Genomic DNA, 23,984 nt, shown 5'->3' on the forward strand with positions numbered 1-23,984 from the left:
GATTGAATTTTTATGATACCATAATATGGTCTTTGAGACCCGCGAATGTTTTTTCGCCGATGCCGCTGACCTTCCTGATTTCCTCTATGCTTTTAAAAGAACCGTTTTTCTCCCGGTAATCCACAATTCGCTTCGCAATCACGTCGCCGATTCCGTCAAGGCCGTCGCTCAGCTGCTGGGCGGTGGCAGTATTGATATTGATTTTTCCGTTGACCGCCGGGGTCTCGCCCGCAATCTTCTCCGATTTGGATGAAAGGGCGGAAGCTGCGGAGGACAAAGCCTCCGATCCGGTTTTCGGGATATACGTTTCATCAGCCGACGCAGAAGCGTCCGTCGTGACAACAAGATCGGAAAGAGAAACTTCGGGCACATAAAACGCGTTATATCCGATGATGAAGGCAAACAGTACAGCCGCGATTACCATGAGATACCGCACATGCAAAGTTTCATCATCCATGCTGAAGCCACCTTATCCAGCGCTAATCCTGCTTTAGCTTTTTCAGAAACTGAACAAAGTAAGCCGGAAGCTCGCTGGTGATTTCCATGTATCGCCCGTCACGCGGATGAAGGAATCCAATCACCTTAGCGTGCAGACACTGACCGTTCAGGTTCGGAACGGGTTTCTTCGGGCCGTAAACCGCATCCCCCGCAACCGGATGCCCAATGTACGCCATATGCACCCTGATCTGATGCGTGCGACCCGTTTCCAGCCTGCACTGCACATGGGTAAACCCGTTGTACCGTGCAAGAACATGGTAATGCGTAACGGCATTGCGGGAGTTCTTTTCGGTCACCGCCATCATCTTCCGGTGGAGCGGGTGTCTGCCGACAGGTGCGTCGATCGTCCCGTCATCCTCTTTCAGATTGCCGTGGACAACCGCCTCGTAGAGGCGTGTAAAGCTGTGCGCCTTTATCTGCTCAGCCAGTTTCCGATGGGAAAAATCATTTTTCGCCACAATCAGCAGACCGCTTGTATCCTTATCTATGCGGTGAACGATGCCGGGCCGGATAACCCCGTTGATTCCGGAAAGCGAATCGCCGCAGTGCGCCAGAAGGGCGTTGACCAGCGTGCCGGTGTGGTTACCGGCGGCCGGGTGCACCACCATCCCCTTCGGCTTATTGACGACCAGCAGATCCGCGTCCTCATACAGAATTTCCAGAGGAATTTCTTCCGGCCGGACATCCAGCTTTTCCGGTTCGGGAACGACGAGGTCAATGCAGTCGCCTGCCGTACCCCGGTAGCTTTTCGTAAGGGGTTTTCCGTTCAGGGTCGCATTGCCCCGCTCAATCAGCTTTTCCGCCGCAGAGCGCGTGATATTTTCCGTCTTTTCGCTGACAAGCTTGTCCAGCCGGATACCGGAATCTTCCGGATGTATCTCAATTTGAATCATCTTCTGCATTATTTTGTACGGATAACTTTTTCTGCGTTGCTGTTTAAATCGGAAAAAAACAGGATATGAATCATTAGAAACACCGTTCCGACCGTTACGCAGCAATCGGCAAAATTAAAAATCGGAGGAAAAAAGCTGACGGAAATATAATCGACAACGTAGCCATACATCATCCGGTCAATCAGGTTTCCGATTCCCCCGCCGATAATCAGCGTACCGGCCGCATAGGAAAAGAAATTATGCTGCCTGTATTGGAACAGGGCGTAAATGATGACGGCGGAAATAGTCAGAGTCACCACAACGAAAAGCCAGCGCTGGTTCTGCAGCATTCCGAACGCCGCCCCCCGATTCTGAATATAAAAGATTTTTAAAAAGCCATTGATCACATGAAAGCCGCTGTTAGGCTGCAAATTGGACGTAACCAGCAGCTTGAGAATCTGGTCGATTGCGACAGCCGCCGCTGCAAGCAATAGTGCAATAATTGCCAACGGAATCTCTCCTTTTGTATGGTATGATGATGATTGGAAAAGGGCGAACCAGACAGCCCGCCCTTTTTGCAGTTATTGAAAGCTCATGCGCAACGGCAGGGAGCAATTTTAATGACGGTCGTAGATGCCTTCGGAAGAATCCTCGCCGTCGGCAGTTTCATCCTCATCGCTGAACTGAATAGAACTGAAATGCTTCGGCTTTCCCTCCGGCGGGAAATCGTCCTCATCGAAATTGGAAACCTCTGTGTTAAACAGGCGATCCTGCTTCTCAGAAGGAGCCGATTCTTCCAGAGGCTGAGCCTCTTCCTCAGCCGCGGGGGACGGAGAAGCCGGCTCCGGCACCAAAACCTCCGCATTCTGTACAGGCACGGGCGCTGCTTCCGGTTTATGCGCCGGCAGAGCGTCAATTAAGGTAAGGTGCTCTTTATAAAGGCCCAGCAGCTTGGAACGGAAATCCGAAACAGTCTGCTGAAGGCGCTCCATTTCCTTCTGCTGCTCAGTCACACTCTGTTTGGCGCCGGAGATAATCCGCTCCGCCTTAATGTTGGCGTCCTTTACAATAATTTCAGCCTTGTGGCGGGATTCGCGGATGGAAGCATCCCCCAGCTTTTGGGCGCTGACAAGGGCATTTTTGATCTCATCCTCTTCCAAACGGTAGTCTTCCACTTTTGCAGCCAATATTTTCATTTTTTCAAGAAGCTGTTCGTTTTCCGCTTTCAGCCTTTCATACGCTTCTTTTTGTTCCAGGTCTTTTTTAAGAAGCGCATCATAGGATTCCTTTACCTGATCGATAAATTGATCCACATCGTCGGTACGGTACCCGGAAAAACCGGATTTTCTGAAACTGGCGTTAATAATATCGTTCATTGATAGCATGTTCGAGCCCTCCGTTAAATATATTTCCTGCCTGTAATACTCAATCTGCCTTTTTTTGTGACGGGCCCAAGGCGGTCAAGAACAAAGCGGCCCTTTCCCCTGATGGAGAGTTTGCTGTCCGGCGCGACAGACGCCGACACCGAAGTGTTCACTTCATGGTTCAGCATCACCAGCCCGGCGCGAATCATCTCTGATGACTTTTCCCTGCTTGTGCCGATGGCAGCCGCGACAATACAGTCCAGCCGCGCGGAAGCGACAACCGCGGAAAAATCTTCAAAGCTTCTGCCAACCGGCAGCGGCAGTACGGCGCCTTTGACCAGCCGGACACCCACTCTGCCGATTTTCTGTGTCTGGGACAAAAGATAATCGGTTACCTCGCTGCGGGAAAAAATCACGCAGCGGCCCTCCTCCACAAGGATATCCCCGAGCGTTTCACGCTGGAGGCCGTTTGCAAGGAGAGCGCCGAGAAAGTCGCGGTGGGTAAGCGTGTCGCAGGCACGATAGCCTGCGGTAACCGCGGCAATGGGAAACGATTCGGTATCCGGCTCTGCAAAGTCCGGAAATGCGCCAAAAACTACACGCTCCGAGCCGTCGTATCCGCCCCAGAGCATATAGTTTTTAAAGGAAAGACGATTCATGATTTTCTGTGCCGCAAGCGCCTGACGCTCGTCTAAAAAGCCCACAAAGCGGGGCTTCGCTCCGCTTTGTGCCAGACGTACAGCATCGCAAAGTTTTGCTTCAAAAATTGCGTCGGCCGACTGTTTCTCCATTAAAAATAAACACCGTTGTTTTCCAGCTCATCTAAAACGTCGTCACCCGTCAGGTCAACGTTATAAGGCGTTATAATGAAGGTGCTTGTGGCGACCCTCTTGATCTTTCCGCCGTTCGCGTAAGCGACGCCGCTCAGAAAATCAATAATGCGGCGGGAAACATCCTTGTTTGTATTTTCAAGATTTAAAACCACCGTATGCATTTTCAAAAGCTCGTCCGCCACTGCACAGGTCTCTTCGCCGAAGCGCTCCGGCTTAAACAGAACGACCTGCAGCTGAGCGGTCGCATGGATATTGACGACCTTGTTTCCGCTGTTCTGCACAGGTGCGCGCTTAATGGTATCGCGTTCACGGATTTCGGCTTCCTCGTTCTGACGGGAGGAAATTTCCTCCTGCTGAACACCGTCATAATCGTAGTCGTACTCGTCTTCCGGCGGGTTCCACATATCTTTGATTTTTTCTACAATTCCTGCCATCGCTAAGCCTCCTGTAATGATTATTGATTGTATATTCTTGGGCCAAACAGAGCAGAACCAATTCTAACCATATTGGCTCCCAATAAGATTGCCTGGGAATAATCGGACGACATGCCCATGGACAAGTAATCCATATTAACATTATCTATTTTTTTATCCCTGATGTCAATAAAATGTTGAGACATCTTTGAAAAATATCCCTGTGTTTCGCCGCTGTCCGCGTCTGCGGGCGGAATTGCCATCAAACCGCGGATATGGATCGACGGCAAAAGCGAAATCTGCCCGATCAGATCGTGCAGATCCGGCGGCAGCACCCCCGATTTGTTGGGCTCGCTCCCGATATTGACCTCGATCAGAACGTCGGTCGTAAGGCCTCCGGCAAGCGAAAGGCGGGAAATTTCCTTTGCCAGCTTAACGCTGTCCACCGACTGGATCATGGAGACCTTCCCCACTATATTTTTCACCTTATTGGTCTGTAAGTGCCCGATAAACTGGAGCTCGCACCGGGAAAGCGAATAGGCGTCGTACTTTTCGCAAAGCTCCTGCACTTTATTTTCACCGATATGGTCGATGCCGAGTGCGATCCCGTGATTGATCACCTCCACCGGAACGGTTTTCGTGGCCGCAAGAAGCGTGATATCCTGCGGGCGGCGTCCCGACTTTACGGCGGCGTCGGCTATATTGCTGCGGATCACCTTCAGATTTTCTTCCAAATCCGAAAACCGGCGATCAAAATCATTTGACGACTTTTCCATCATATAAATCAGTCCCTTCCACAACTACTTCATCAAACAGCTTCACGGTTGAATCGGTCATCAGGTCCTCCTTCGGCGGGTCAGTCTGGCAGATGGCGTAATTCGCCGTACTGAACAACGGAAAAATCTGCCTAAACTCTATTTCACTGCCGTGCATGACATACACGCCCTTGACTTCCCTGGTAACAGAAGTTGCCTTACCGTCGCTATCTTTTCCTGTTTTCGTCACCTTGGCAAAATGAATCGCTTTCTGGCTCACACGGATTCCCGTGTATTTTTCGATCTGAATCTGCGCCGTGGCGTCGCGGATGAGCGCCAGAGAAGAATTCATACTGCTGCTCTGCAGAATAACGACCGCTTCAGTATCTTTGTCCGCCTGATTCACCGCGGCGACCGTCGCCGGGACGGTTTGATTGGAGGCAAACGGAAACTGAATGGATACGGCATCGCCCTCCTTGAACTTGGAGGCTTTGTCCGCCGCTGCCAGACAGGCGAAATACCAGTCGTAATCTTCACAGATTTTTCCCGCGGAGCCGCTTTGCCCCGCCGGTTTTTCCTTTTGCTTTTCCTTGAATTCCGCAGGTGTAATGGTCAACAGCTTGTCATAGTCGTAAACCGATTCATAGCCATCCACGGAGCTGATAAAATAACCCGACGCCGGAGCGGTAACAGAGCCGGTCGCCGCGCTGTTGGATTTGGACAGCGTATCGCGCTCCGCTTTCAGCGCATTGATTCTGGTATTGAAATTCGCCGTCTTGTCCGTTACGATCTGGCGCTCGTTGATCAGGTAGAGCAAATCTTCGCGGCTGTTCGTCAGCTCGGTGTATTCGCCCGACTGGATGCAGTCCAGCAAATCGACCAGTTTCAGGTTGATCTGCGAGCCGATGGAGCCGATGCTCGCCGCATAGGTGTCCCCCGGCGTGCTGAGCTTCTGCAGCTTGGAAATCTGGTAATCGAGGTCGGCAATCTGCTGCTGTGCCGCGGCACTCTGCTCGTTCGGATAAATCTTCGCGACCGTGCCGCCCTTTGCCACCTTTCCCCCGTCGCTGATGCTGTAAGTGATCACGCCGTTGACTTTGGTATTCATCAGTTTTTCTTTCCTGACGGCGGTGCCGGTCACCTGTACGGTGTCCGCCGTACTGGCGTAGGACGCCGTTTCCGTCTGGACCTTTGCGTAATGGGAGTTATAAATCTGATATCCCATATAAATAAACAGAAGGATGGCCACAACAGCCGATGCGATTCTTCTCAGCAGCGGACTATTCATCGTTCCCATCCTTTCCGATCGATCATCCGGAATGCCTGTTCGATCACTCCGTCAAAATCCGTGTACTCGTCCACCATAATCCAATGGATGTTTTCGTCACGGCGGAACCAGGTAAGCTGGCGCTTGGCGTACCGGCGGCTTTCCCGCTTAATGGACTCGACCGCCTCGTCCAGAGAGCACTCCGAGCGGAAATACGGCAAAAGCTCCTTGTAGCCGATCGCCTGCATCGCAGTCTGGGCACCGGGCCGGTTCAGAATTTCTTCCGCTTCCGCCAGCAGTCCCTCCTGCATCATCCGGTCCACCCGCAGATTGATCCTGTCATAGAGCTTCTGACGGTCCTGAAAGTCGAGGCCGATGATACACGCGTCGTACGGGGAAGGCATTTGCCTTGACAGCTCGAGCTGTTCGGTCATTGTGACGCCGGTCGTGCGGTAAATCTCAATGGCACGGATCACGCGCCCCAGATTGTTCGGATGAATCCGCTGCGCGGAGGCGGGGTCAAAGCTGCGCAGCTCGTCGATCAACGTCTGCACGCCCAGCTTTTCGGCCTTTTCGGCAAGATCCTTTCTCAGAGCTTCGTCCTTATCGTTCTCGGTAAACCGTATATTTTGCAGGAGAGAGCGGATATAAAGCCCGGTTCCCCCCGCAATGACCGGCAGCCTGCCTCGCGCGTACACCTCTGAAATGCAGTCCGAAGCAAGCGAGACATAATCCGCCACACTGAACGGCTGGGAAAGCGGTGCAAAATCGATCAGATGATGCGGCACACCGCGCATTTCTTCCGCCGTCGGCTTGGCCGTGCCGATATTCATTCCTTTGTAAATCTGCATGGAATCGGCTGAAATCACCTCGCCGTTCCTGCTGAGCGCAAGCTCCACCGCAAGCCGGCTTTTGCCGGACGCGGTCGGGCCGACAACCGCGGCAACCGGAATTTTTTCTTTCCTGTTCATCATTGTATCCGCCCAAACTGGCGCTCCAGGTCCTTTTTTTTCATCACGATGGATACCGGACGCCCGTGCGGGCAGTAGCGGATATCCTCATTTTCCATTCTTCTGGCGAGAGCGGCAAGCTCCATCGGCGAGCTCAGGTCCCCCGCCTTCACCGCCGCACGGCACGCGACGTTGTGGTAAAGCCAGTCGAGCTTTTCCGTCGTAATATCGTTTTTGGCCGACTGCAGGTAGCCCGCAATCTCCATCACCGTTCCCGCAATATCGTCGTCGCCCAGAATCAGCGGGACGCTCCGGACCAGCACGGTGCCGGAACCGAAGTCGTCGATTTCAAACCCCGCCGCTGCGCAGACGTCCAAGGAATTCATCACCGCGGCGTACTCGTTTTTCTCCAGGGTAACGGCGACCGGCTCCAGAAGCATCTGCTGGTCGGCCCGGCCTTCCTGAGCCCTGAGCTTTTCGTAGAGCATCCGCTCATGGGCGGCGTGCTTGTCGATAAAGACCAGTTCGTCTCCCCGCTCCACAATAATATAAGTATGAAAGGCTTCCCCCACCAGCTTTTCCGGTTCCGGGGAATCGAGAGGTTCGACCGGTCCGGGTTCCGGCGCCGCCGGATTCTCCGGCTCCATGACAGCGGGCTCCGTGACGACGGGGACAGTCGCCTGATTTTCCTGTGTCACGGGAACCGGCTCGGTAAATTCAATATTCGCCGCCGCGAAATCCGTATGGAACGTCGGCCTGTGCGTGTCACTGACCGCAAAGCTGTAGGAAGGCGCCGCGGGGCGAACCGCCGGAATCACCGGCACGGCCGGCGGCTGCACTGCCGCTGTTGCGGGAGGAGCGGCAAACTGTATCTGAACCGGAGCCTTCGGCTGTTCAAAAACCGAAGTCTCCTGCTTTTGAAAGGCCATGACGGTTGGCGCGTCCCCGCGGTGAAGAGCAGTTTTGACGCCGTGGTAAACCGCGTCAAATACCGGCTTTTCATTGATAAAGCGAACCTCTATTTTTGAGGGATGGACATTGACGTCCACCGCCTGATAGGAAATACCCATATGAAGCACACAGGCAGGGACCTTCCCCACCATCAGAGAACCCTTGAACGCCTCTTCCAGAGCAACCATCGCGGTACGGCTTTTGATATAGCGGCCGTTGATGAAAAAATGCTGCATACTCCGGTTCGGACGCGCCGAGGCGGGCTTGCTGATAAAGCCGGAAAGCTTTACACCGTTCAATTCGTATTCCACCGGAATCAGTCCCGCGGTAAATTCCTTTCCAAAAACAGCGTATACGGCTGATTTCAGTTTGCCATCGCCGGGGCTGTTCAGCGTTTCGCGGGAATCACGGATGAAGCGCACCGAAATCTCCGGATGGGAAAGAGCAATCCTGTCCATCACCGCGGCGATGGCGTTCGCCTCCACAACATCCTTTTTCAGGAATTTCATACGCGCGGGCGTATTATAAAAAAGGTCGCGCACCACAAGGGTGGTTCCCTGCGCGCAGCCCGCGTCCTCACAGGTCTGTTCCACCCCGCCGTCGATTTCATAGCGCGTCCCCGCCAGCTCGCCCTGTGTCGCGGTCAGAAGCTCCACCCGGGCCACAGCCGCAATGGAGGCCAGAGCCTCGCCGCGGAAGCCGAGGGTGGAGATGCTCTCCAAATCGTCCTGGCTGTGAACCTTGCTGGTGGCATGGCGCAGAAAGGCGACCGCGACGTCGTCACGGGCGATCCCGCTGCCGTTGTCCGTGACCCGCATATAGGTAATCCCGCCGTTTTTTATTTCCACGGTAATAGAGGCCGCACCGGCGTCGATTGAATTTTCGACCAGCTCCTTAATAACGGAAGCAGGGCGTTCCACTACTTCACCGGCGGCGATCAATTCCGCGATATGTTTGTCCAATACATTGATTTTACTCATGAAACGCCTCCTTTTCTACAATCAGATCAAACGTCAATCATCCAGAGAAATCCAGTATCGCTGGATGATCCTGTTTTCTTTCTGAACTTCGTTCTCTAAAATCCCATGATTTTTCAAAATGGTTCTCGCTGAACCGCGGTTCTTCCTGTCACAGGTAATCAGGACCTTATAAATTCCCAATTTTCTTGCCTCTTCCAATGCGAGAGAAAGCATTTTACAGGCATAGCCCTTTCTGCGTTCCGAAGGACGCACGCCATAGCCGATGTGTCCCCCGACTGAGAAAAGATAGTCGTTGAGCCTGTGCCGAAGGTTCACCGAGCCAAGAATTTTTCCGTCGCTATTTACGTAGAACCACGTGCTCCCCGGAACAAAGTGCTCCGGACAGCCTTCTTCGGTTTCCAACTCTTTTTGCAGCCGCAGGTAATCCGAAAAGCTGTGATCCCCCTGGCAGGAGGAAAAAGGATAAATGGTTTCTCCGCTGCGCTGCCATTCGTTTATGTATTCCCGATATTCCCGTTCCATCGAGGCATTCAATTTAACTAACCGGCACATAACTCTGCTCCTGTAAAAACAAATTACTTTGCGAGTGTGGCCAGCTCAAACAGCGTATTCATGCACTCAATGGGCGTCAGGGTGTTGACATCCAGCTTTTTGAGCCTGTCCATAATTTCCGTCTCGTTCGGCGGAGTGATCACAAGCTGTAAATCTTCCTGCGTTTCCTCTTTATGCCCGCGCCTTTTCGGCATGGTCACCTGCTGCCCGCTTTCCAGCTCCGTCAGCACCTGTTTTGCACGGTTCACAATTTTATTCGGCACGCCGGCAAGCTTGGCCACTTCGATGCCGAAGCTGTCGTCCGCTCCGCCGCGCACGATCCGGCGCAGAAAGGTAATGTCGTCGCCGCGTTTTTTTACGGCGATATTGTAATTTTTTACGCCGTCAATCAGCTCTTCCAGCTCCGTCAGCTCGTGGTAATGGGTAGCGAAAAGAGCCTTCGCGCCCAAAAGCTGTTTGTTGGCGACATATTCCAGAACGGCGCGGGCAATGCTCATCCCATCAAAGGTTGAGGTTCCCCGCCCGATTTCATCCAAAATCAGCAGACTGTTGCCGGTGGCGTTTTTGATGATATCCGCAACCTCGGACATTTCGACCATAAAGGTCGACTGGCCGGAAGCCAGATCGTCCGAAGCGCCCACGCGGGTGAAAATGCTGTCCGTAATCCCGATTTCCGCATAGGAAACCGGCACAAAACAGCCGATCTGAGCCATAATGACGATCAGCGCGATCTGACGCATATAGGTGGATTTACCGGCCATGTTCGGGCCGGTAATGATGGCGACCCGGTTTTCGTTCCTGTCTAGCGTAACGTCGTTCGGCACGAAGGGAGTATCGAGCAAAACCTCGACGACCGGATGGCGGCTTTCCTTGAGAATGATTTTCCCGTCCAGATTGACGATCGGGCGGACGTAATGATGTTCCGCCGAAACCTGTGCAAAGGAGGTCAGCACGTCGAGCCTTGCAATCGCGTTGGCCGTCGCCTGCACGCGGGTCAGCTGCGCGGCTACATTGCTACGGACGGCGTCAAAAAGCTGGAATTCCAGCTGTACGGACTTTTCGTGCGCGCCGAGGATTTTTCCCTCCAGCTCCTTGAGCTCGGGGGTAATAAAGCGTTCGCAGTTGGTAAGGGTCTGTTTGCGTATGTATTCCGGGGGCGCCTGATCCTTATAGGAATTGCTGATTTCAATGTAATACCCGAATACCCGGTTGTACCCGACTTTCAGCTTCGGGATACCGGTTTTTTCCCGTTCCTGCGCCTCGATCTGGGCGATGATGCCCCGGCCGTCGCTCATGTCGCCTTTCAGAAGATCCAGTTCCTCGCTGTAGCCCGGCAGGATCATACCGCCTTCCCGAATGGAAAACGGAGGCTCTTCCACAATCGCGCGGTCGATCATTCGGTAAACGTCCTCCAGAACGTCGATATGCTGTTCAATTTCTGTAAGGAGGTTAGACTTTACATCTTTTAACAGGGTCTTCAAAGCGGGCAGCCGCATGATTGCAGAGGACAGCGAACGAAGCTCCCTGCCGTTGGCGGAACCGTACACAATGCGGGACATCAAGCGTTCCAGATCGTGGATTCCGGTCAGCTGTTCGGCGACGGCGTCGCGCAGAATGGCGTCCCCCGCCAGCTCCTCCACCGCGTTCAGACGGCGGTTGATCTGGACCGGGCTCAACAGCGGCTGCTCGATCCAGCTGCGGATGAGGCGTTTGCCCATCGCCGTGCGCGTTTTATCGAGCACCCACAAGAGCGAGCCGCGCTTTTCCTTGTTGCGCATCGTTTCCAGAAGCTCCAGGTTGCGCCGCGCGTTCAAGTCCAGATGCATATACTGCGCGCCGGTGTAAAGGTCTATCCCATTAATGCGTTCAATGCCCACGCGCTGTGTGCGTTTCAGGTAGGAAAGCAGCGCGCCGACGGCCTGAACAATCTCTGTTTTATCGGAAAGCTCCAAATCCGCAAGGCTTTTGGAATGAAACTGGTCCAGCACCAGCAAAGAACAGCTCTGCGTCTCAAACTCCGTATTGTCCAGCAGTTCCAGACTGGCGGAAAGCCGCTCCTTGATGAATTTCGGAAGCCCGGTCAGCTCCAGAGTATTCTGGTTGACAAGGATTTCGCGCGGCGAATAGCGGGAAAGCTCGTTTTTAATCTGCTCCGTCAGGTCCCCGCCGGAAAGCGTGGTCGCGTGCAGTTCGCCGGTGGAAATATCCGCAAAACAGATTCCCGCGCTCGCACCCTCAGCGCAGAGCGAGCAGATAAAGTTGTTGCGCGCCTCGTCCAGCATGCTGCTTTCCAACACCGTACCGGGCGTAATCACGCGGATGATATCGCGTTTTACCAGCCCTTTGGCTAGCGCGGGGTCCTCCATCTGCTCACAGATGGCGACCTTATAGCCCTTCGCGACCAGGCGCGCCACATAGCTTTCATAGCTGTGGAAGGGCACGCCGCACATGGGCGCCCGCTCTTCCTGTCCGCAGTCGCGCCCGGTCAGCGTCAGTTCCAGTTCCTTCGATGCAAGTTTGGCGTCTTCATAAAACATTTCATAAAAATCACCAAGGCGAAAAAACAAGATTGTATTGGGATTCTGTTTTTTGATTTCAAAATACTGCTGCATCATTGGTGAAAGATTTGCCATAACCTGCGTTTCATCTCCAATTCATGACTTGATGGGGAATCAGTGACAGCCCCCGCAGGAGGAGCAGTTGCCGCCGCAGGAGGATTCCACGTAATCGGTGGTCTCCGGGTCCTCGCCGTCGGCGGACTGGCCGATAATGGCGCTGACGCGCTGAAGCAGGGCATCCATTTCTTCCTTGGCCTTGTTGTAAGCCGTCATATTCGGATTCTGCATGATCTGGGCGTAAATGTGGCGCAGCTCCTGATTGAGCACCTGCATTTTGTCGGAATCCTGCTCCGGCTTCTGGGCCTCGTTGTTGATCGCCATTCTCTTCAGGTTGAACTCGCCGATCAGGTCCTGCAGCTGCTGATCGTCGTCGCTGTTCTGCTTTGCAAGCTGCATGTTCAGATAACGCGAATCCTTCTGTATTTCTTTGCCGATTTCTCTCGCTAAGCTGATAATATCCATGTTGTTACTCCTTAATAATAATTTATATTGATTCATAAAAATCGTTGAAAAATTTGATTGACCGCCTGATTTATGGATGAAGCTCTCCGTTTAAAATCCAGTTGCGGGCGGAAGTGATCTTTACCTCGGCAAAGCTGCCGATCAGGTCCTCATCTCCCGGAAAGTCCACAACGATGTTGCCGTCGGTCCGCCCGGAAAGAAGGCCGTTCTTTTCATTGCGCTCTTCGACCAGCACACGCTGGACCGTGCCGACCATCCCGGCGCAGCGCGAAGCCGCGATCTGCTCCTGCGCCTCACAAAGCTGCGCAAACCATTTTGACTTTTCCCCGGCGGGAACCGGGTCGGGCATCTTCGCCGCCCTTGTCCCCACACGCGGGGAATAGATGAAGGTAAACAGCGAGGTGAATTCCACCTCCTGAATCAGGCTGACGGTATCGAGGAATTCCTCGTAGGTTTCGCCCGGGAATCCGACGATCACGTCGGAGGTAAGAGAGAGGTCCGGAAGCTTTTCCTTGGCGTAACGGATCAGGTCAAGATATTTTTGGCGGGTGTAGCCGCGGTTCATTTCTTTCAGCACGCGGTCGTTGCCCGACTGGAACGGAAGATGAAGGTGATGGCTGATATGGCGTCCCTGCGCAATCGTGTCGATCAGCTCACGGGTCGCGTCCTTCGGGTGCGAGGTCATAAAACGGATACGGTAATCGCCGTCCACCGCGTCGAGCAATCGCAGGAGCTGTGAAAAATTCATCGGTTCGTCCAGACGCTTGCCGTAGGAATTGACATTCTGCCCCAGGAGGGTAATATCTTTATATCCCGCCTTTACAAGGCCCTTGAACTCCTCCAGAATTGCCTCCGGGGTACGGCTGCGCTCCCTGCCGCGCACATAGGGCACAACACAGTATGAGCAAAAATTGTCGCAGCCATACATGACCGTAAGCCACGCTTTCGTGCTTCCGTCGCGGTGGACCGGCAGACCTTCGACGATTTGCCTGTCCTCGCTGTCGTCGCCGCGCGCAAACACACGGGAACCCTGTGTGATTGTGGTAAATAAAAGCTCGGGAAGCTTATGGATCACATGGGTGCCGAAAACCAGATTGACAAAAGGAAAGCTCTTCCGGATTCGCTCGGCGACATGCTCCTGCTCCATCATACAGCCGCAGAGGGCGATAATCAGGGAAGGATTGCGCCGTTTCACATTTTTCAGCGCTCCCACATTTCCGAAAACCCTGTCTTCCGCATGCTCGCGGACCGCGCAGGTATTAAAAATGACGAGGTCCGCCTCATCCTCTTGATCGGTAAAGGAAAAACCCATTTCTTCAAGCTGACCCTTTATTTTCTCACCGTCCGCAACATTCTGCTGACAGCCGTAAGTGTGCACCAGCGCCATGGGAACGGCGCCGCGCGCCCGGATCGCCATGATCTGAGAAACGTCGCTGATGAATTCAGCCTGGGAACGCGCCGACTGCTCCTGAGCCGGAAATTTTTCTGCCAAAAGGATAGCCCTCCTATGTTATATGGTATAACTGATTATATCATGTTGCTTTGGTTACTTCAAGAAAAAAGAACCAAAATCCCTGCCACCAAGCAAGCGGCGGCAGGGAAAAAGAAGGTCCTATTTTGCTTTATACATCCACGGAATGGTACGCCAGACGGCGATCCGGCGTTTCAGCGCCTTATCCGTCTTCCTGCCCGCCGAAAGCAGCTTGTCGTATCCGGCGGCGTGCAGATAGCCGCGCACCGCGTTATAGCCCGCGCCTTCTTTCAGCATAATGTCCACCCCGTTCATAACGGTCAGCGGCAGCTTCTGGTGTTCAAACAGCTGAATCAGCTCCGCGTCATCCCGGCGGGTGGTTTTGATGAGATCAAAAATCCGGAGCAGGGCGTCGGTATGCTGAAAGATATTCTTCCCCACCGGCTTCTGCTTGCCGCGCTTTAATTCATAGACGGTATCCCGTTTGATGACCGTCGGCGACTGCGCGATCGTCTCGGCGCAGAGCAGGCAGCGGAAAACAAACTCCTCCGCGTATCCGTGGCTGCAGGAGTCGAAAAAATAAATCTGCCTGTCCAGCAGAAACCTGCGTCGGAGCATGACCGCGGAGATATCGATATGGATCGAATGGCTGAGGACGCCCTTCAGGTACTGGGCGCCGCTTTCCTGACGGATGGCCTTGCTGATCAGCCGGCGTTCCGCTGCATGAGCTTCCTCCTCACTGATGCTGCCGAATACAAAATCCGCCGAAGTATGCAAAGCCGTTTCCAGATATCCGCCGATAAAATCGCGGTACAGTCTGCGGGCGAAAATAAAAGTGAGGTAATCTCCCCCGGACTTCTGTATTCCTGTATTTAAAGCCGCGGCGACGGTTCCGTCGCCGTTCTGAATGACAAAACCACGAAGCTTCAGCTCTTTGATAAGCTGGACGGCTTCCCAGACCGTCTTGTCCGCGGAACCCATATCCACTACGACAAATTCCGCGTCCAGCCCGGCCGCCTGCGCAGCAATCGAGCGCAATACTCCCGATATTTCCTGTTCAACATTCTTGACCGGAACAATAATGGAAAGCCTTGTAATCTGCATTACCGAACCTCCTTTACTGAATCTGTTACCAGTATATCATATTGTGATGAATAGAAAAGATGAAAACTGACAGTTATCCGTTCCTAATTCAAATTACTTTCAGTGATATTCGCTTTTTTCTCCGCCGGATGCTCCTGAAAATACCGGCCGGCCGTGTAGAGTTTGCTGTCGTCGATAAAATGCGTCAGGCGCAGGACGATTTCCTCCGGCTGCTGCTTCATGCCGCAGCGCGCCCACTGAATAACGACACCGACAAGCCCGTAGGAATAGAATTCCGCTATAAAGACCTTGTCTTCCGCGGCGATCTGACTCCCCTGTGAAACAGTATCCAGCATTTCGGCAATCAGGTCCTTCGTTACATTGAAAAAATAGTCCTGAAAAGCGTTTTGTCCGGTGACGCTGAGCGCATTCGTATAAAAATACTGCTCATTCTTCATCGTTTTCAAAACGTCAAGAACAACGTTGTTCCATTCTTCAAACGATCGGTGCTGCGTGACGGCGGAAACGACCTCATTGTAATAAATCCAGTCCACCAAATCATATTTGTCCTTAAAATGATAATAAAAGGTCTGACGGTTAATCCCGCAGTGTTCCACAATATCGGCAACCGATATTTTCTGGAGCGGTCTTTTCTTCATCAATTCCTTTATGGAAGCGGCAATCGCTTTTTTGGTTATCAGTGAATCAGACATGGTTTTTTCTCCTGAAATACATGAGGACGTTATGTAGTAAGGTTCGCACCCCGGATGAATGGTTTGCTTCCATTTTACCAGTATTATTGCATTTTTTCAATATGGCTGTAAGGAATCAGATTTTTTTACAATACTACTTGCATTCTCCCAGAAAGTATGATATTATTACAAAGCTGTTTTAAAATAACGTATGGGGCATTAGCTCAGCTGGGAGAGCGCCACACTGGCAGTGTGGAGGTCAGCGGTTCGATCCCGCTATGCTCCACCAAGTAAAAATCCAGGAACCATCAGGTTCCTGGATTTTTTGTTTTGCCTTGAAAAATACACAGAAACGTATAAAGTCGGAGCTGCCGACCCTATGGGCCGGTCGCTCCGACTTTTTTATCGGCTGTTTCGCATCAAGCCCTTTCCCCTTACTCCGTCCGTTACTGCTTCTAACCCGTCCGTACTGCTTTACGGGGTCGGCTTTGACTTGCCGCAGATTTTCAAAAAGCGCTGCATGGGTACGGTCAGGAACTTATCCGTACGGTAAATAACGGAGAGCGCCCAGGGAAATTCCGGGTTCTTCAGGTGGAGCTGACACACGCGGCCAGAGTACAGCTTATCGACCAGAGGCTTTGGCAAAATGCTGACGCCCTGATTATTTGCAACCATCTCCAGCAGCAAATCCCATTGGGAGCTTTCAAAAACGATGTTCGGCGTAAAGCCCGCGGCTTTACAGCGTTCCATCACTACATCATAATACATATAATCCGGAGAAACCATCAACAAACGCTCCGTCTCCAATGTCCCGAAGTCCACGCTGCTTTTAGCGGCAAGCGGATGCTGCTTGGGGACGACCAGCACGGCCTCCGAATGAAAAACGGTTTGGCTGTAAAACTTACTGTCCGAAAACGGTTCGATCACCACGCCCAGGTCCAGCGTTCCGTCGTCCACCAGATCCCGGATCGATTTGGAGGTGATCTCCGTAATCTGCAGGTCGGTTTCCGGGTAAGCTTTCCGAAATTGATAAATCAGGGAGGAAAAATAGATGGTTCCGGCGGACGGGGGCAAGCCGAGCGTCAGGGAACCGCCCGCACAGCGCAGCCGCTGCTCCAGTTCCTGCGTCTGGGTCTGATAATAGTCCAGCAGCTTTGTTGCGTATTCATAAAACGCCAAACCGTCCTGCGTAATCAGAAGATCCTTGGCCCGGCGTCCGATGAATTCCGCCTGAAATTCATTCTCCAGTGCACGAATGGCCTTGCTCAGGGTCGATTGGCTGACAAAAAGTTTCTCAGCCGCTCTTGTAAAATTACGTTGCTTTACCACTTCCACATAGTAAGCCAGCTGAATCATTGTCATTGGGGATTCCTCCTCAATCATTTACTCTGTCTTCATTATACTTGGAAATTCCGTGATTGCAATTCCGAAATAGATAGATCGAGGTGTTTTTGTATGAATTTAATTCATATGGGTATGAATTTTTTGTATTTTTCCTCTGAAAAATGCCGTGCTATGATTACAGTAAAGAAATGCTTTGGCCAAAGCAGACAAAATTGAATGAACTGCTTGCATGCGGCTGTATGTAAGCGAGAGGAGAGGTATTTGTGCAAGAGCAAGAGAAAAAAGTATCTTCCGTCAGAGCCATTCTGATTGAAACGGTGATGTTTTTTACATACGCGTTTTTCGCCGTAAACTGGGTCGCCGGCAGTACGCTGACACCGCAGATCATGAAGTATTTCAATCTGCAGTCGTTTGCTTCGGCAACCTTCATTTCCAACGCGATTACTATCGCAAAAATCATCGGCAACTTCATGGCTGCCGGAATTCTTGTCAAGCTGCTGCCCAAAAAAGCGATCGGTCTGGGGTCCGGGCTGATCGTCGCGGGCAGCGCGCTGGCTGTGCTGGCGCCGCAGTATTGGATTTTCATTTTGGGCCGCTTTCTTATGGGGTTTGGCGGTGCGCTGTACGTCGTCTATTTCAGCCCCGTTGTCATTCACTTTTTTGCCCCTGAGAAACGCCCGACAGTCAATGCGCTCAATAACGTGGCCTACAATGTCGGAGGAATCATCGCAATGCTGATTGTCGGCCCGGTCATCCGCTGGATGCAGACCTGGCAGTACAGCATGGCGTTTTTCGCAGCAATCAGCGCCGTATTGTTTATCACGTGGCCCGTTTTGGGACAGGACTTTGAACTGAACCGTTCCTCCGGAGCGGACGCGGAAAAATACACCATAGGAGATGCGATCAAGGAAAAAAACAACTGGTTCCTGCCGCTTACGTATTCCGGATTACTTACCTTCTACATTGTGCTGCTCAATATTTTCCCGATTTCCGGTGTTACCGCAATCAACTCTAAAACACTCAGCACTCTGGTGGCGGTCGGCGGCGTTGTCGGTTCCGTGCTGGCGATTCTTCTGTCCAAGGTGTACTTCAAGCGCCTGCCCGTAATCCGCTGGAGCGGTCTGGCCATGACCCTTTTCGGTGTGCTGATGTTTAACACGAAAAACGGCATACTTTCGATCATTGCCGCCTTTGCCATCGGCGTGCTGATGTTCCTGCCGATCACCTCCCTCGTAATGATTCCGCAGGAACTGCCGAACATGTCCCCCGCAAAGCTGACGACCATCATGGGGCTGTTCTGGGCGCTGTCCTATGTGATTGAATCGGTCGTATTCTATCTGATCGGCATTGTAATCGACAAATCCGGGTATTCGGCCGGACTGACCATCGCGCTGGTAATGAGTGCCACCTTCTTTCTCGGATCGTTCCTCCTTCCGGAAACGGGGCGTACCACGAAAGAAAAGAAGTAGTAAGAATGGAAAGGAAGATTTTATGAAATCGTTTGAAGAAATATACCATGAGAAAAAAATGACCGCAGAACAGGCACTCGAGCTGATTCAGGACAACGACTATATGTTTTCCGCCCAAGCGGCCGGGGAGCCCGAGGCGATTCTGGAAAAATTACAGTATCTCAAGAAGACCGGCGTAAAAAACACGGTTCTGAACACCTGTCTGCCCCTGAAGTATTACGAGGCGTTCAAGGACCCTGAAATGAAGGGTATCATGGCGCACAACGGCTGGTTCTTCAATGCTGGTCTGCGCGACGCACAGACCAGGAAGCTGGTAAGCGACGTGCCCCAAAGCTCCACCTCTATTCTGCGCAAGACTCTTGACCGCATCACTTATGAAAACCGCCGTCCCGTGGTGCTGGCCACGGTATCCCCCATGGATCGGCACGGATATATGTCTCTGTCCGTCAGCGCGATTTATGAGCGGGACCTGATCAACAAAGGGGCGCTTGCTATTGTGGAGGTAAACCCGAATTATCCCCGTACCTTCGGCGATACACAGGTTCACATTTCCGAGGTTGCGGCAGTTGTGGAATCCGACCGTCCAATTTTAAAAAGCAAGCTGGCTCCCTACACCGAAACGGATGCGACAATCGGCAGATTTATTGCCTCACTGATCGAGGACGGCTCCACGATTCAGCTGGGAATCGGCAATATCCCGAACGCGGTGGCGACAGAGCTGAAGAGCAAACATCACTTGGGAATCCACACAGAAATGTTTACTGAAACCATGGTGGATTTGCTTGAATGCGGCGCGGTGGACAATTCCCAGAAGGGTCTGCTCAACGGCTACTCGGTCTGCTCTTTCACAATGGGCAGCCAGAGGCTGTACGACTACATCGACAACAATCCATCCATTTTGTTTAAATCCTGCACCTTTACCAACGACCCGTACACCATTGGGAAAAACAACAAATTTGTTTCGGTGAACGCCACACTGGAGGTTGATCTTACCGGACAATGCGCTTCGGAAACAGTGGGCCATACCCAATGGTCCGGCACGGGCGGACAGTCGGAAACCGTGCAGGGTGCCCAGATGTCCCCCGGCGGCAAGTCGATTATCGCCATGCACTCCACCTATACCACCAAGGACGAAAACGGCAAAGAGATCCTTCATTCAAAGATTGTGCCGTTTTTGCAGGAAGGCGCGGTGGTCACCACGTCCCGCAACGACACGGACTACGTGGTAACGGAATACGGCGTTGCGTGGCTGCGCGGGCTGAATGTGAGCCGCCGCGTCGAAGCGCTCGTCAACATTGCGCACCCGGACTTTCGCGAGGAACTGCGCCACCAGGCCGAAATCAATAAAATTTGGTAAAGAACTGCTTTCCCTCGCACAGCGCACCCCCTGCCGCGGTTTTCCTGCGGCAGGGGGTGCGCTTGCATTTGCTTGTTTATTTTATTGTATAGAAAATGGGACGGCTGGAGAAATTATAGGAAGCGTCCCTTTCTACTAATAAACCATCATTTCTAAAACAGCAAAAATACAGGAACAAACTATCTACAGCAATTCCATTTCAGTTGCGAGACAAAACGCGTTCCTCCCCCGCCTTCGGCGGGAAGGAACGCAGCCTTGTTGCAGAACCAACTGGGAAATGCTGTAAAGTACCATAAAAATTCCAATTTGTGAGGACGTGTAAAATTTTGACGCTTGCCATCATGCAAATCGTATTTTTAGGACTTTGCTATAAGTGGAGCGATTGGAAAAACTGGAAACTGTATTACCCGACAATGCTTTTTTATATTATTGGAAATCTAACGGAAGACATTATCACCTGCAAAAAACCTTTGTGGCTCTACTATGGCTCAACGTCGATCGACCGATTAGCCGATTATCTATTCGGCTTTTTGATTTTTCCCTGTGTGGTAATCCTGTTTTTATCAAGATACCCCAAGGGCAGAATGAAGCAGATCGCGTATTTATGTGCATTTATTGCCGTGATGTCGTTCGTCGAAATCGTGCTTTATTCCCACGGAGAGATAAAATATTACAACGGCTGGAATCTCTGGTGGTCCGTTTTGCTTTACGTTGGAGTATTCCCATTGCTGCGGCTGCACTATAAAAATCCGATATGGGCATGGGTGATATTATTTGCATTAGTGGCCGGCGGAGTATTCCATTTCAAAATTCCTTTAGCGGATTTATAAAAATTTATTTGAATGTACCATTTTTAGGAGAATTTCGATGTTTGCGAAAGAGTTTGCTGTCCCCAAAAGTGTGGATATCCAAAGGGAACTGACGGATATCCATATTCAAGAGTGGCTGCGGGAAGACGTATTCCATTTTAAATGGTGGTTTTTGATTGCCTTTCTTGTAATTCTTGCATTGATCTGGTGGATGATGCTTGATAAATCGAGATCGATGGAAATCTGCCTGTTTGTGATTTTGTCCGTCATAGTCTTTATGGGCATCAACGAATACGGGGAAGAATTGACGTTATGGGATTATCCGACCGATCTTATTCCCATATTCCCGCCGTTGTCTTCCGTTAATTTAATAAGTTTTCCTCTGATTTATTCACTGGTTTATCAACGCTTCGGCAAGGGAAAAAGGTTTGTATATGCAGTTATCATAACATCGGCTGCAGTTTGTTTTCTGTTTGAGCCGCTCCTTACCAAGGGAGGATTCTACTATCTTATTCACTGGCAATATTATTTCAGCTTCCCGATTTATACGATAGTGGCAATCGGCATAAAAGCAGCGGTAATGAAAATTTACGCGATCAGGGAAAAAAATCAGATCAGTGTCCCGGCGAATCGAAATTAAGGAGCGGATGTAATTGATACCGAATAATATGCTGGCAAATGCCGACATTCAATGGAAATTGACTTCCGCCCGCTTTGAAGAATGGTTTCAGACCGAGCTGCTGCGTTTTAGGTGGTGGCTGCTGCTGCTTGTATTTCTGTTTTCTATTGTTGTCTGGTGGAAAACAGTCGACAAATCCAGACTGAATGAGATCATTCTGTATGCAGGCATTGTAACCGTGATGATTTTGATCCTTGACGAGTTGGGAGAGGAAATGACTCTCTGGGATTATCCCGTGGAGATATTTCCGCTGTTTCCTCCCATAGCGGCTATTGACCTGGCAAGCCTGCCTCTGGTCTACTCTGTGATCTATCAACATTTTCGGACATGGAAGAGCTTCGCGATTGCCTCGATTATCATGTCCGTTCTCTCGTGTTTCGTCCTTGAGCCTCTTTTTGTTTTGAGCGGTATCTATCAAATGATTACATGGAAAACCTATTATGGACTGCCGCTGTATTTCGCCATAGGAATCTGTTCAAAAGCAATCATGGCGAAGATATTCAGAACGCAAGCAAAACATTCCGGACAGCTTTGAACGTAGCTTTTCTTCGGTTCGTCCTTTTTCTATGCACAGGCGGCATTTGACGCATGAAATTTATTGAACCGGTAATAATTCCGCCCATCAAAGGAAAACTAACACTGAGGTGAGGATTATGAAAGTAAAAGAAATCATGTCAACAAAAATTGCGAGCCTGGATTCAAATGATTCCATCGAAAAGGCCGCGCAGCTGATGAAGCAATACGATGTGGGTTCGATTCCTGTGTGCAGTCAGGATAAGGTCATCGGCATCGTCACCGACCGGGATATCGCCCTGAGGGCGACGGCGGACGGCGGCGACACGAAACAGACGGTCAGGGATATCATGAGTTCCGATCCGGTCGTCGGAAGCCCCGATATGGATGTCCATGACGCCGCCAGAATCATGAGTGAAAAACAGATCCGCCGGCTTCCCATTGTGGACCATAACAGCCTGATCGGGATCGTTGCGCTGGGTGACATCTCCCTTGAGCCCACCCTGCAGGACAATGCCCAGGAAGCCTTAAAAAATATTTCTCAGCCCAACCACGGCAGTATGTGAATACGCAGCCGTCCCATAGAATGCACCCCCAAGGTCTGAAATCGATGAGGGGTGCATTTATTATGCAATAAATTCTGTGATTTGGATAAACTAAGATCATCAAAATTAAGGAGGACAACCTAATGAGCGATATACAAAAACGCAAATTGAAGCTGAACGATCAGGATTCCTTTTTCTATACGGACAACGTCATCTCCTCGACGGAATGCACCGGCCTGATACAGACTCCTCCGGTATCCGAAGGGGAAGCTGAAGCCTACACGGAAATTTACCATATTCCGAAACCGGAAAATGAAGAAAACAACGGCCTGCAGCACGAATAAAGAAAGTCGAAAACGATTCCACACCTCAGCATCATTGCATATCATAATACTGAGGTGTGTATTATGTTAAGATTACCTTATATCTGGTGGTGGTTCCCTCCCCGTCGTCCGAGGATTCCACAACCGCGCCGTCCCCACGGGTGGATGCGGCCACGCGGCCACCGCTGACAGTTTTGCCTTTTCGCCGCCGTTGGATTTTTTGATTCATCGGCGGCTTTTTTTATCAGATGCTGTCCGAAAAATCAAGGAACTCGTCTGTTTCGCTAAATTCCGTCATTTTTTATTCATCAAACAGTGCCTATTGCAATTCCATTTGCGAGATAAAACACGTTTCTCCCCCGCCTTCGGTGGGGGAGAAACCAATCGGAAATACTATCGCTATTTCCTTAGGATTAGATAAAGCGATTGACTTTTTCCCACAGACTGATATAATAAACAGGAAATTTGCGCTGTATCCGGCAACGGAACAGCAGCAGGAGGTAATAAAAGTGAATAAACAATCCGCAAAGTATGGGGACTTTGTCCTGACGGCGCTGTTCGCCGCCATCATTTTCGTGCTGGCTTTCACACCGATTGGTTTTATCAATCTGGTGATTATCAAAGCCACCATCATCCACATCCCGGTCATCATCGGCTCGATCGTGCTGGGACCGAAACGCGGGGCGATTCTGGGCGGCATTTTTGGCCTGACAAGCCTGCTCAGCAACTACATGACACCGTCCGTGCTCTCTTTCGCGTTCTGTCCCTTTATTCCTGTCCCGGGAACCGCGCACGGCAGCCCTCTGGCCCTCGTGATCTGCTTCGTTCCCCGCATTCTGGTGGGCGTTGTGCCGTATTATGTGTATCAGTTTGCGCAGAAGCTCTCAAAGAACAGCTCCAAGGGAGAATATCTTTCCCTTACGCTTGGCGGAATTTCAGGGGCTCTCACCAACACCGCGCTGGTAATGAGCCTGATTTATTTTCTGTTTAAAGAAGCCTATGCGACCGCCAAATCCATTCCGGTCAGTGCGGTAATCGGCGTCGTGCTCGGCATTGTCGGAACAAACGGCGTGCCGGAGGCTCTTGTGGCCGCCCTGATTACTGTTGCGGTATGCAAGCCGCTGCTGAAGCTGCGGAAAAAAGAATATGCCGGAGTTCAAAATCTTCCGAATAGAAAATAAGCA

Annotated in this window: 26 protein-coding genes and 1 tRNA gene; 9 read left to right on the plus strand and 18 right to left on the minus strand. The window is 51.5% G+C overall.

The genetic code is table 11. The features are described 5' to 3' along the window. Positions 1-10: 10 nt before the first annotated feature. The 16 genes from LY85_RS02385 to dhaS form a co-directional block, all read right to left on the minus strand. Entirely contained in the window at positions 11-457 is a 447-nt protein-coding gene (locus LY85_RS02385; RefSeq protein ID WP_141825320.1) for a helix-hairpin-helix domain-containing protein, read from the minus strand. 22 nt (positions 458-479) lie between these two features. After that, positions 480-1,391 carry an RluA family pseudouridine synthase gene (locus LY85_RS02390; RefSeq protein ID WP_141825321.1) on the minus strand — a complete coding sequence of 304 codons (912 nt, stop codon included), beginning with the start codon at positions 1,389-1,391 and terminating at the stop codon, positions 480-482. Positions 1,392-1,399: 8 nt separating this feature from the next. After that, positions 1,400-1,879, minus strand: a complete 480-nt coding sequence (gene lspA / locus LY85_RS02395) for a signal peptidase II (RefSeq protein WP_052010595.1) — start codon at positions 1,877-1,879, stop codon at positions 1,400-1,402. Positions 1,880-1,987: 108 nt separating this feature from the next. Further along, the gene (locus LY85_RS02400) at positions 1,988-2,755 is read right to left on the minus strand and encodes a DivIVA domain-containing protein (protein ID WP_141825322.1); all 768 of its coding nucleotides are present in this window, start codon (positions 2,753-2,755) and stop codon (positions 1,988-1,990) included. A gap of 14 nt (positions 2,756-2,769) precedes the next feature. After that, a complete protein-coding gene (locus LY85_RS02405) occupies positions 2,770-3,525 on the minus strand; it encodes a YlmH/Sll1252 family protein (protein ID WP_141825323.1) in 756 nt (251 codons plus the stop codon). Continuing rightward, positions 3,525-4,001 (minus strand): cell division protein SepF, encoded by a 477-nt coding sequence (sepF, locus tag LY85_RS02410; RefSeq protein WP_038324326.1) that lies wholly within the window; start codon positions 3,999-4,001, stop codon positions 3,525-3,527. Before sepF ends, LY85_RS02405 begins: the two co-directional genes overlap by 1 nt. A 20-nt stretch (positions 4,002-4,021) precedes the next feature. Beyond that, complete coding sequence (locus LY85_RS02415; RefSeq protein ID WP_141825324.1) at positions 4,022-4,759, minus strand: YggS family pyridoxal phosphate-dependent enzyme; 738 nt, start codon at positions 4,757-4,759, stop codon at positions 4,022-4,024. Next, positions 4,737-6,023, minus strand: coding sequence for an HlyD family efflux transporter periplasmic adaptor subunit (locus LY85_RS02420; RefSeq protein WP_141825325.1), 1,287 nt, complete (start codon positions 6,021-6,023; stop codon positions 4,737-4,739). Before LY85_RS02420 ends, LY85_RS02415 begins: the two co-directional genes overlap by 23 nt. Next, a complete protein-coding gene (gene miaA / locus LY85_RS02425) occupies positions 6,020-6,976 on the minus strand; it encodes a tRNA (adenosine(37)-N6)-dimethylallyltransferase MiaA (protein WP_347562400.1) in 957 nt (318 codons plus the stop codon). The genes LY85_RS02420 and miaA overlap by 4 nt, the downstream gene beginning before the upstream one ends. Continuing rightward, entirely contained in the window at positions 6,973-8,883 is a 1,911-nt protein-coding gene (mutL, locus tag LY85_RS02430) for a DNA mismatch repair endonuclease MutL (RefSeq protein ID WP_141825326.1), read from the minus strand. The genes miaA and mutL overlap by 4 nt, the downstream gene beginning before the upstream one ends. Positions 8,884-8,916: 33 nt before the next feature. Then, positions 8,917-9,435: a GNAT family N-acetyltransferase gene (locus LY85_RS02435; RefSeq protein ID WP_141825327.1), complete on the minus strand. Its 519-nt coding sequence runs from the start codon at positions 9,433-9,435 to the stop codon at positions 8,917-8,919. 23 nt (positions 9,436-9,458) lie between these two features. Next, on the minus strand, positions 9,459-12,068 hold the full coding sequence (gene mutS / locus LY85_RS02440) for a DNA mismatch repair protein MutS (RefSeq protein WP_141825328.1): 2,610 nt from the start codon (positions 12,066-12,068) through the stop codon (positions 9,459-9,461). Positions 12,069-12,107: 39 nt separating this feature from the next. Then, positions 12,108-12,515 (minus strand): YlbF family regulator, encoded by a 408-nt coding sequence (locus LY85_RS02445; protein ID WP_038324338.1) that lies wholly within the window; start codon positions 12,513-12,515, stop codon positions 12,108-12,110. Between the two features lie 70 nt (positions 12,516-12,585). Next, complete coding sequence (gene miaB, locus LY85_RS02450) at positions 12,586-14,007, minus strand: tRNA (N6-isopentenyl adenosine(37)-C2)-methylthiotransferase MiaB (protein ID WP_243122457.1); 1,422 nt, start codon at positions 14,005-14,007, stop codon at positions 12,586-12,588. A 120-nt stretch (positions 14,008-14,127) separates the two neighbouring features. Continuing rightward, complete coding sequence (locus tag LY85_RS02455; RefSeq protein ID WP_141825329.1) at positions 14,128-15,090, minus strand: glycosyltransferase; 963 nt, start codon at positions 15,088-15,090, stop codon at positions 14,128-14,130. An 83-nt stretch (positions 15,091-15,173) separates the two neighbouring features. Then, positions 15,174-15,782 carry a dihydroxyacetone kinase transcriptional activator DhaS gene (dhaS, locus tag LY85_RS02460; RefSeq protein WP_042081847.1) on the minus strand — a complete coding sequence of 203 codons (609 nt, stop codon included), beginning with the start codon at positions 15,780-15,782 and terminating at the stop codon, positions 15,174-15,176. Between the two features lie 192 nt (positions 15,783-15,974). Between dhaS and LY85_RS02465 the strand changes: the two genes are divergently transcribed. Then, a tRNA-Ala gene (locus tag LY85_RS02465) sits at positions 15,975-16,050 on the plus strand. A gap of 185 nt (positions 16,051-16,235) precedes the next feature. On the opposite strand, the gene LY85_RS02470 is transcribed toward LY85_RS02465, so the two are convergent. Continuing rightward, positions 16,236-17,123 (minus strand): LysR substrate-binding domain-containing protein, encoded by an 888-nt coding sequence (locus tag LY85_RS02470; protein ID WP_038324368.1) that lies wholly within the window; start codon positions 17,121-17,123, stop codon positions 16,236-16,238. A gap of 245 nt (positions 17,124-17,368) precedes the next feature. On the opposite strand from LY85_RS02470, the gene LY85_RS02475 reads away from it, so the two are divergent. The 7 genes from LY85_RS02475 (at position 17,369) to LY85_RS02505 (ending at position 22,821) form a co-directional block, all read left to right on the plus strand. Further along, positions 17,369-18,574, plus strand: coding sequence for an MFS transporter (locus LY85_RS02475; RefSeq protein ID WP_141825330.1), 1,206 nt, complete (start codon positions 17,369-17,371; stop codon positions 18,572-18,574). Positions 18,575-18,596: 22 nt separating this feature from the next. Beyond that, positions 18,597-19,931 (plus strand): acetyl-CoA hydrolase/transferase C-terminal domain-containing protein, encoded by a 1,335-nt coding sequence (locus LY85_RS02480; RefSeq protein WP_141825331.1) that lies wholly within the window; start codon positions 18,597-18,599, stop codon positions 19,929-19,931. 326 nt (positions 19,932-20,257) lie between these two features. Further along, a complete protein-coding gene (locus LY85_RS02485; RefSeq protein ID WP_141825332.1) occupies positions 20,258-20,761 on the plus strand; it encodes a CBO0543 family protein in 504 nt (167 codons plus the stop codon). A gap of 37 nt (positions 20,762-20,798) precedes the next feature. Continuing rightward, positions 20,799-21,380, plus strand: a complete 582-nt coding sequence (locus tag LY85_RS02490) for a CBO0543 family protein (protein WP_141825333.1) — start codon at positions 20,799-20,801, stop codon at positions 21,378-21,380. Positions 21,381-21,393: 13 nt separating this feature from the next. After that, the gene (locus LY85_RS02495) at positions 21,394-21,954 is read left to right on the plus strand and encodes a CBO0543 family protein (protein WP_243122458.1); all 561 of its coding nucleotides are present in this window, start codon (positions 21,394-21,396) and stop codon (positions 21,952-21,954) included. A 118-nt stretch (positions 21,955-22,072) separates the two neighbouring features. After that, positions 22,073-22,498 (plus strand): CBS domain-containing protein, encoded by a 426-nt coding sequence (locus tag LY85_RS02500; RefSeq protein ID WP_141825334.1) that lies wholly within the window; start codon positions 22,073-22,075, stop codon positions 22,496-22,498. Between the two features lie 122 nt (positions 22,499-22,620). Beyond that, positions 22,621-22,821 carry a hypothetical protein gene (locus LY85_RS02505; protein ID WP_243122459.1) on the plus strand — a complete coding sequence of 67 codons (201 nt, stop codon included), beginning with the start codon at positions 22,621-22,623 and terminating at the stop codon, positions 22,819-22,821. A gap of 61 nt (positions 22,822-22,882) precedes the next feature. On the opposite strand, the gene LY85_RS19140 is transcribed toward LY85_RS02505, so the two are convergent. Further along, complete coding sequence (locus LY85_RS19140) at positions 22,883-23,029, minus strand: hypothetical protein (protein ID WP_185741074.1); 147 nt, start codon at positions 23,027-23,029, stop codon at positions 22,883-22,885. 280 nt (positions 23,030-23,309) lie between these two features. On the opposite strand from LY85_RS19140, the gene LY85_RS02510 reads away from it, so the two are divergent. Beyond that, entirely contained in the window at positions 23,310-23,981 is a 672-nt protein-coding gene (locus LY85_RS02510) for an ECF transporter S component (RefSeq protein ID WP_243122460.1), read from the plus strand. The last annotated feature ends 3 nt before the right edge of the window (positions 23,982-23,984 follow it).

The organism is Clostridium sp. KNHs216, from assembly GCF_006714885.1.
In the GTDB taxonomy this organism is placed as follows: Bacteria; Bacillota; Clostridia; order Oscillospirales; family Acutalibacteraceae; genus Caproiciproducens.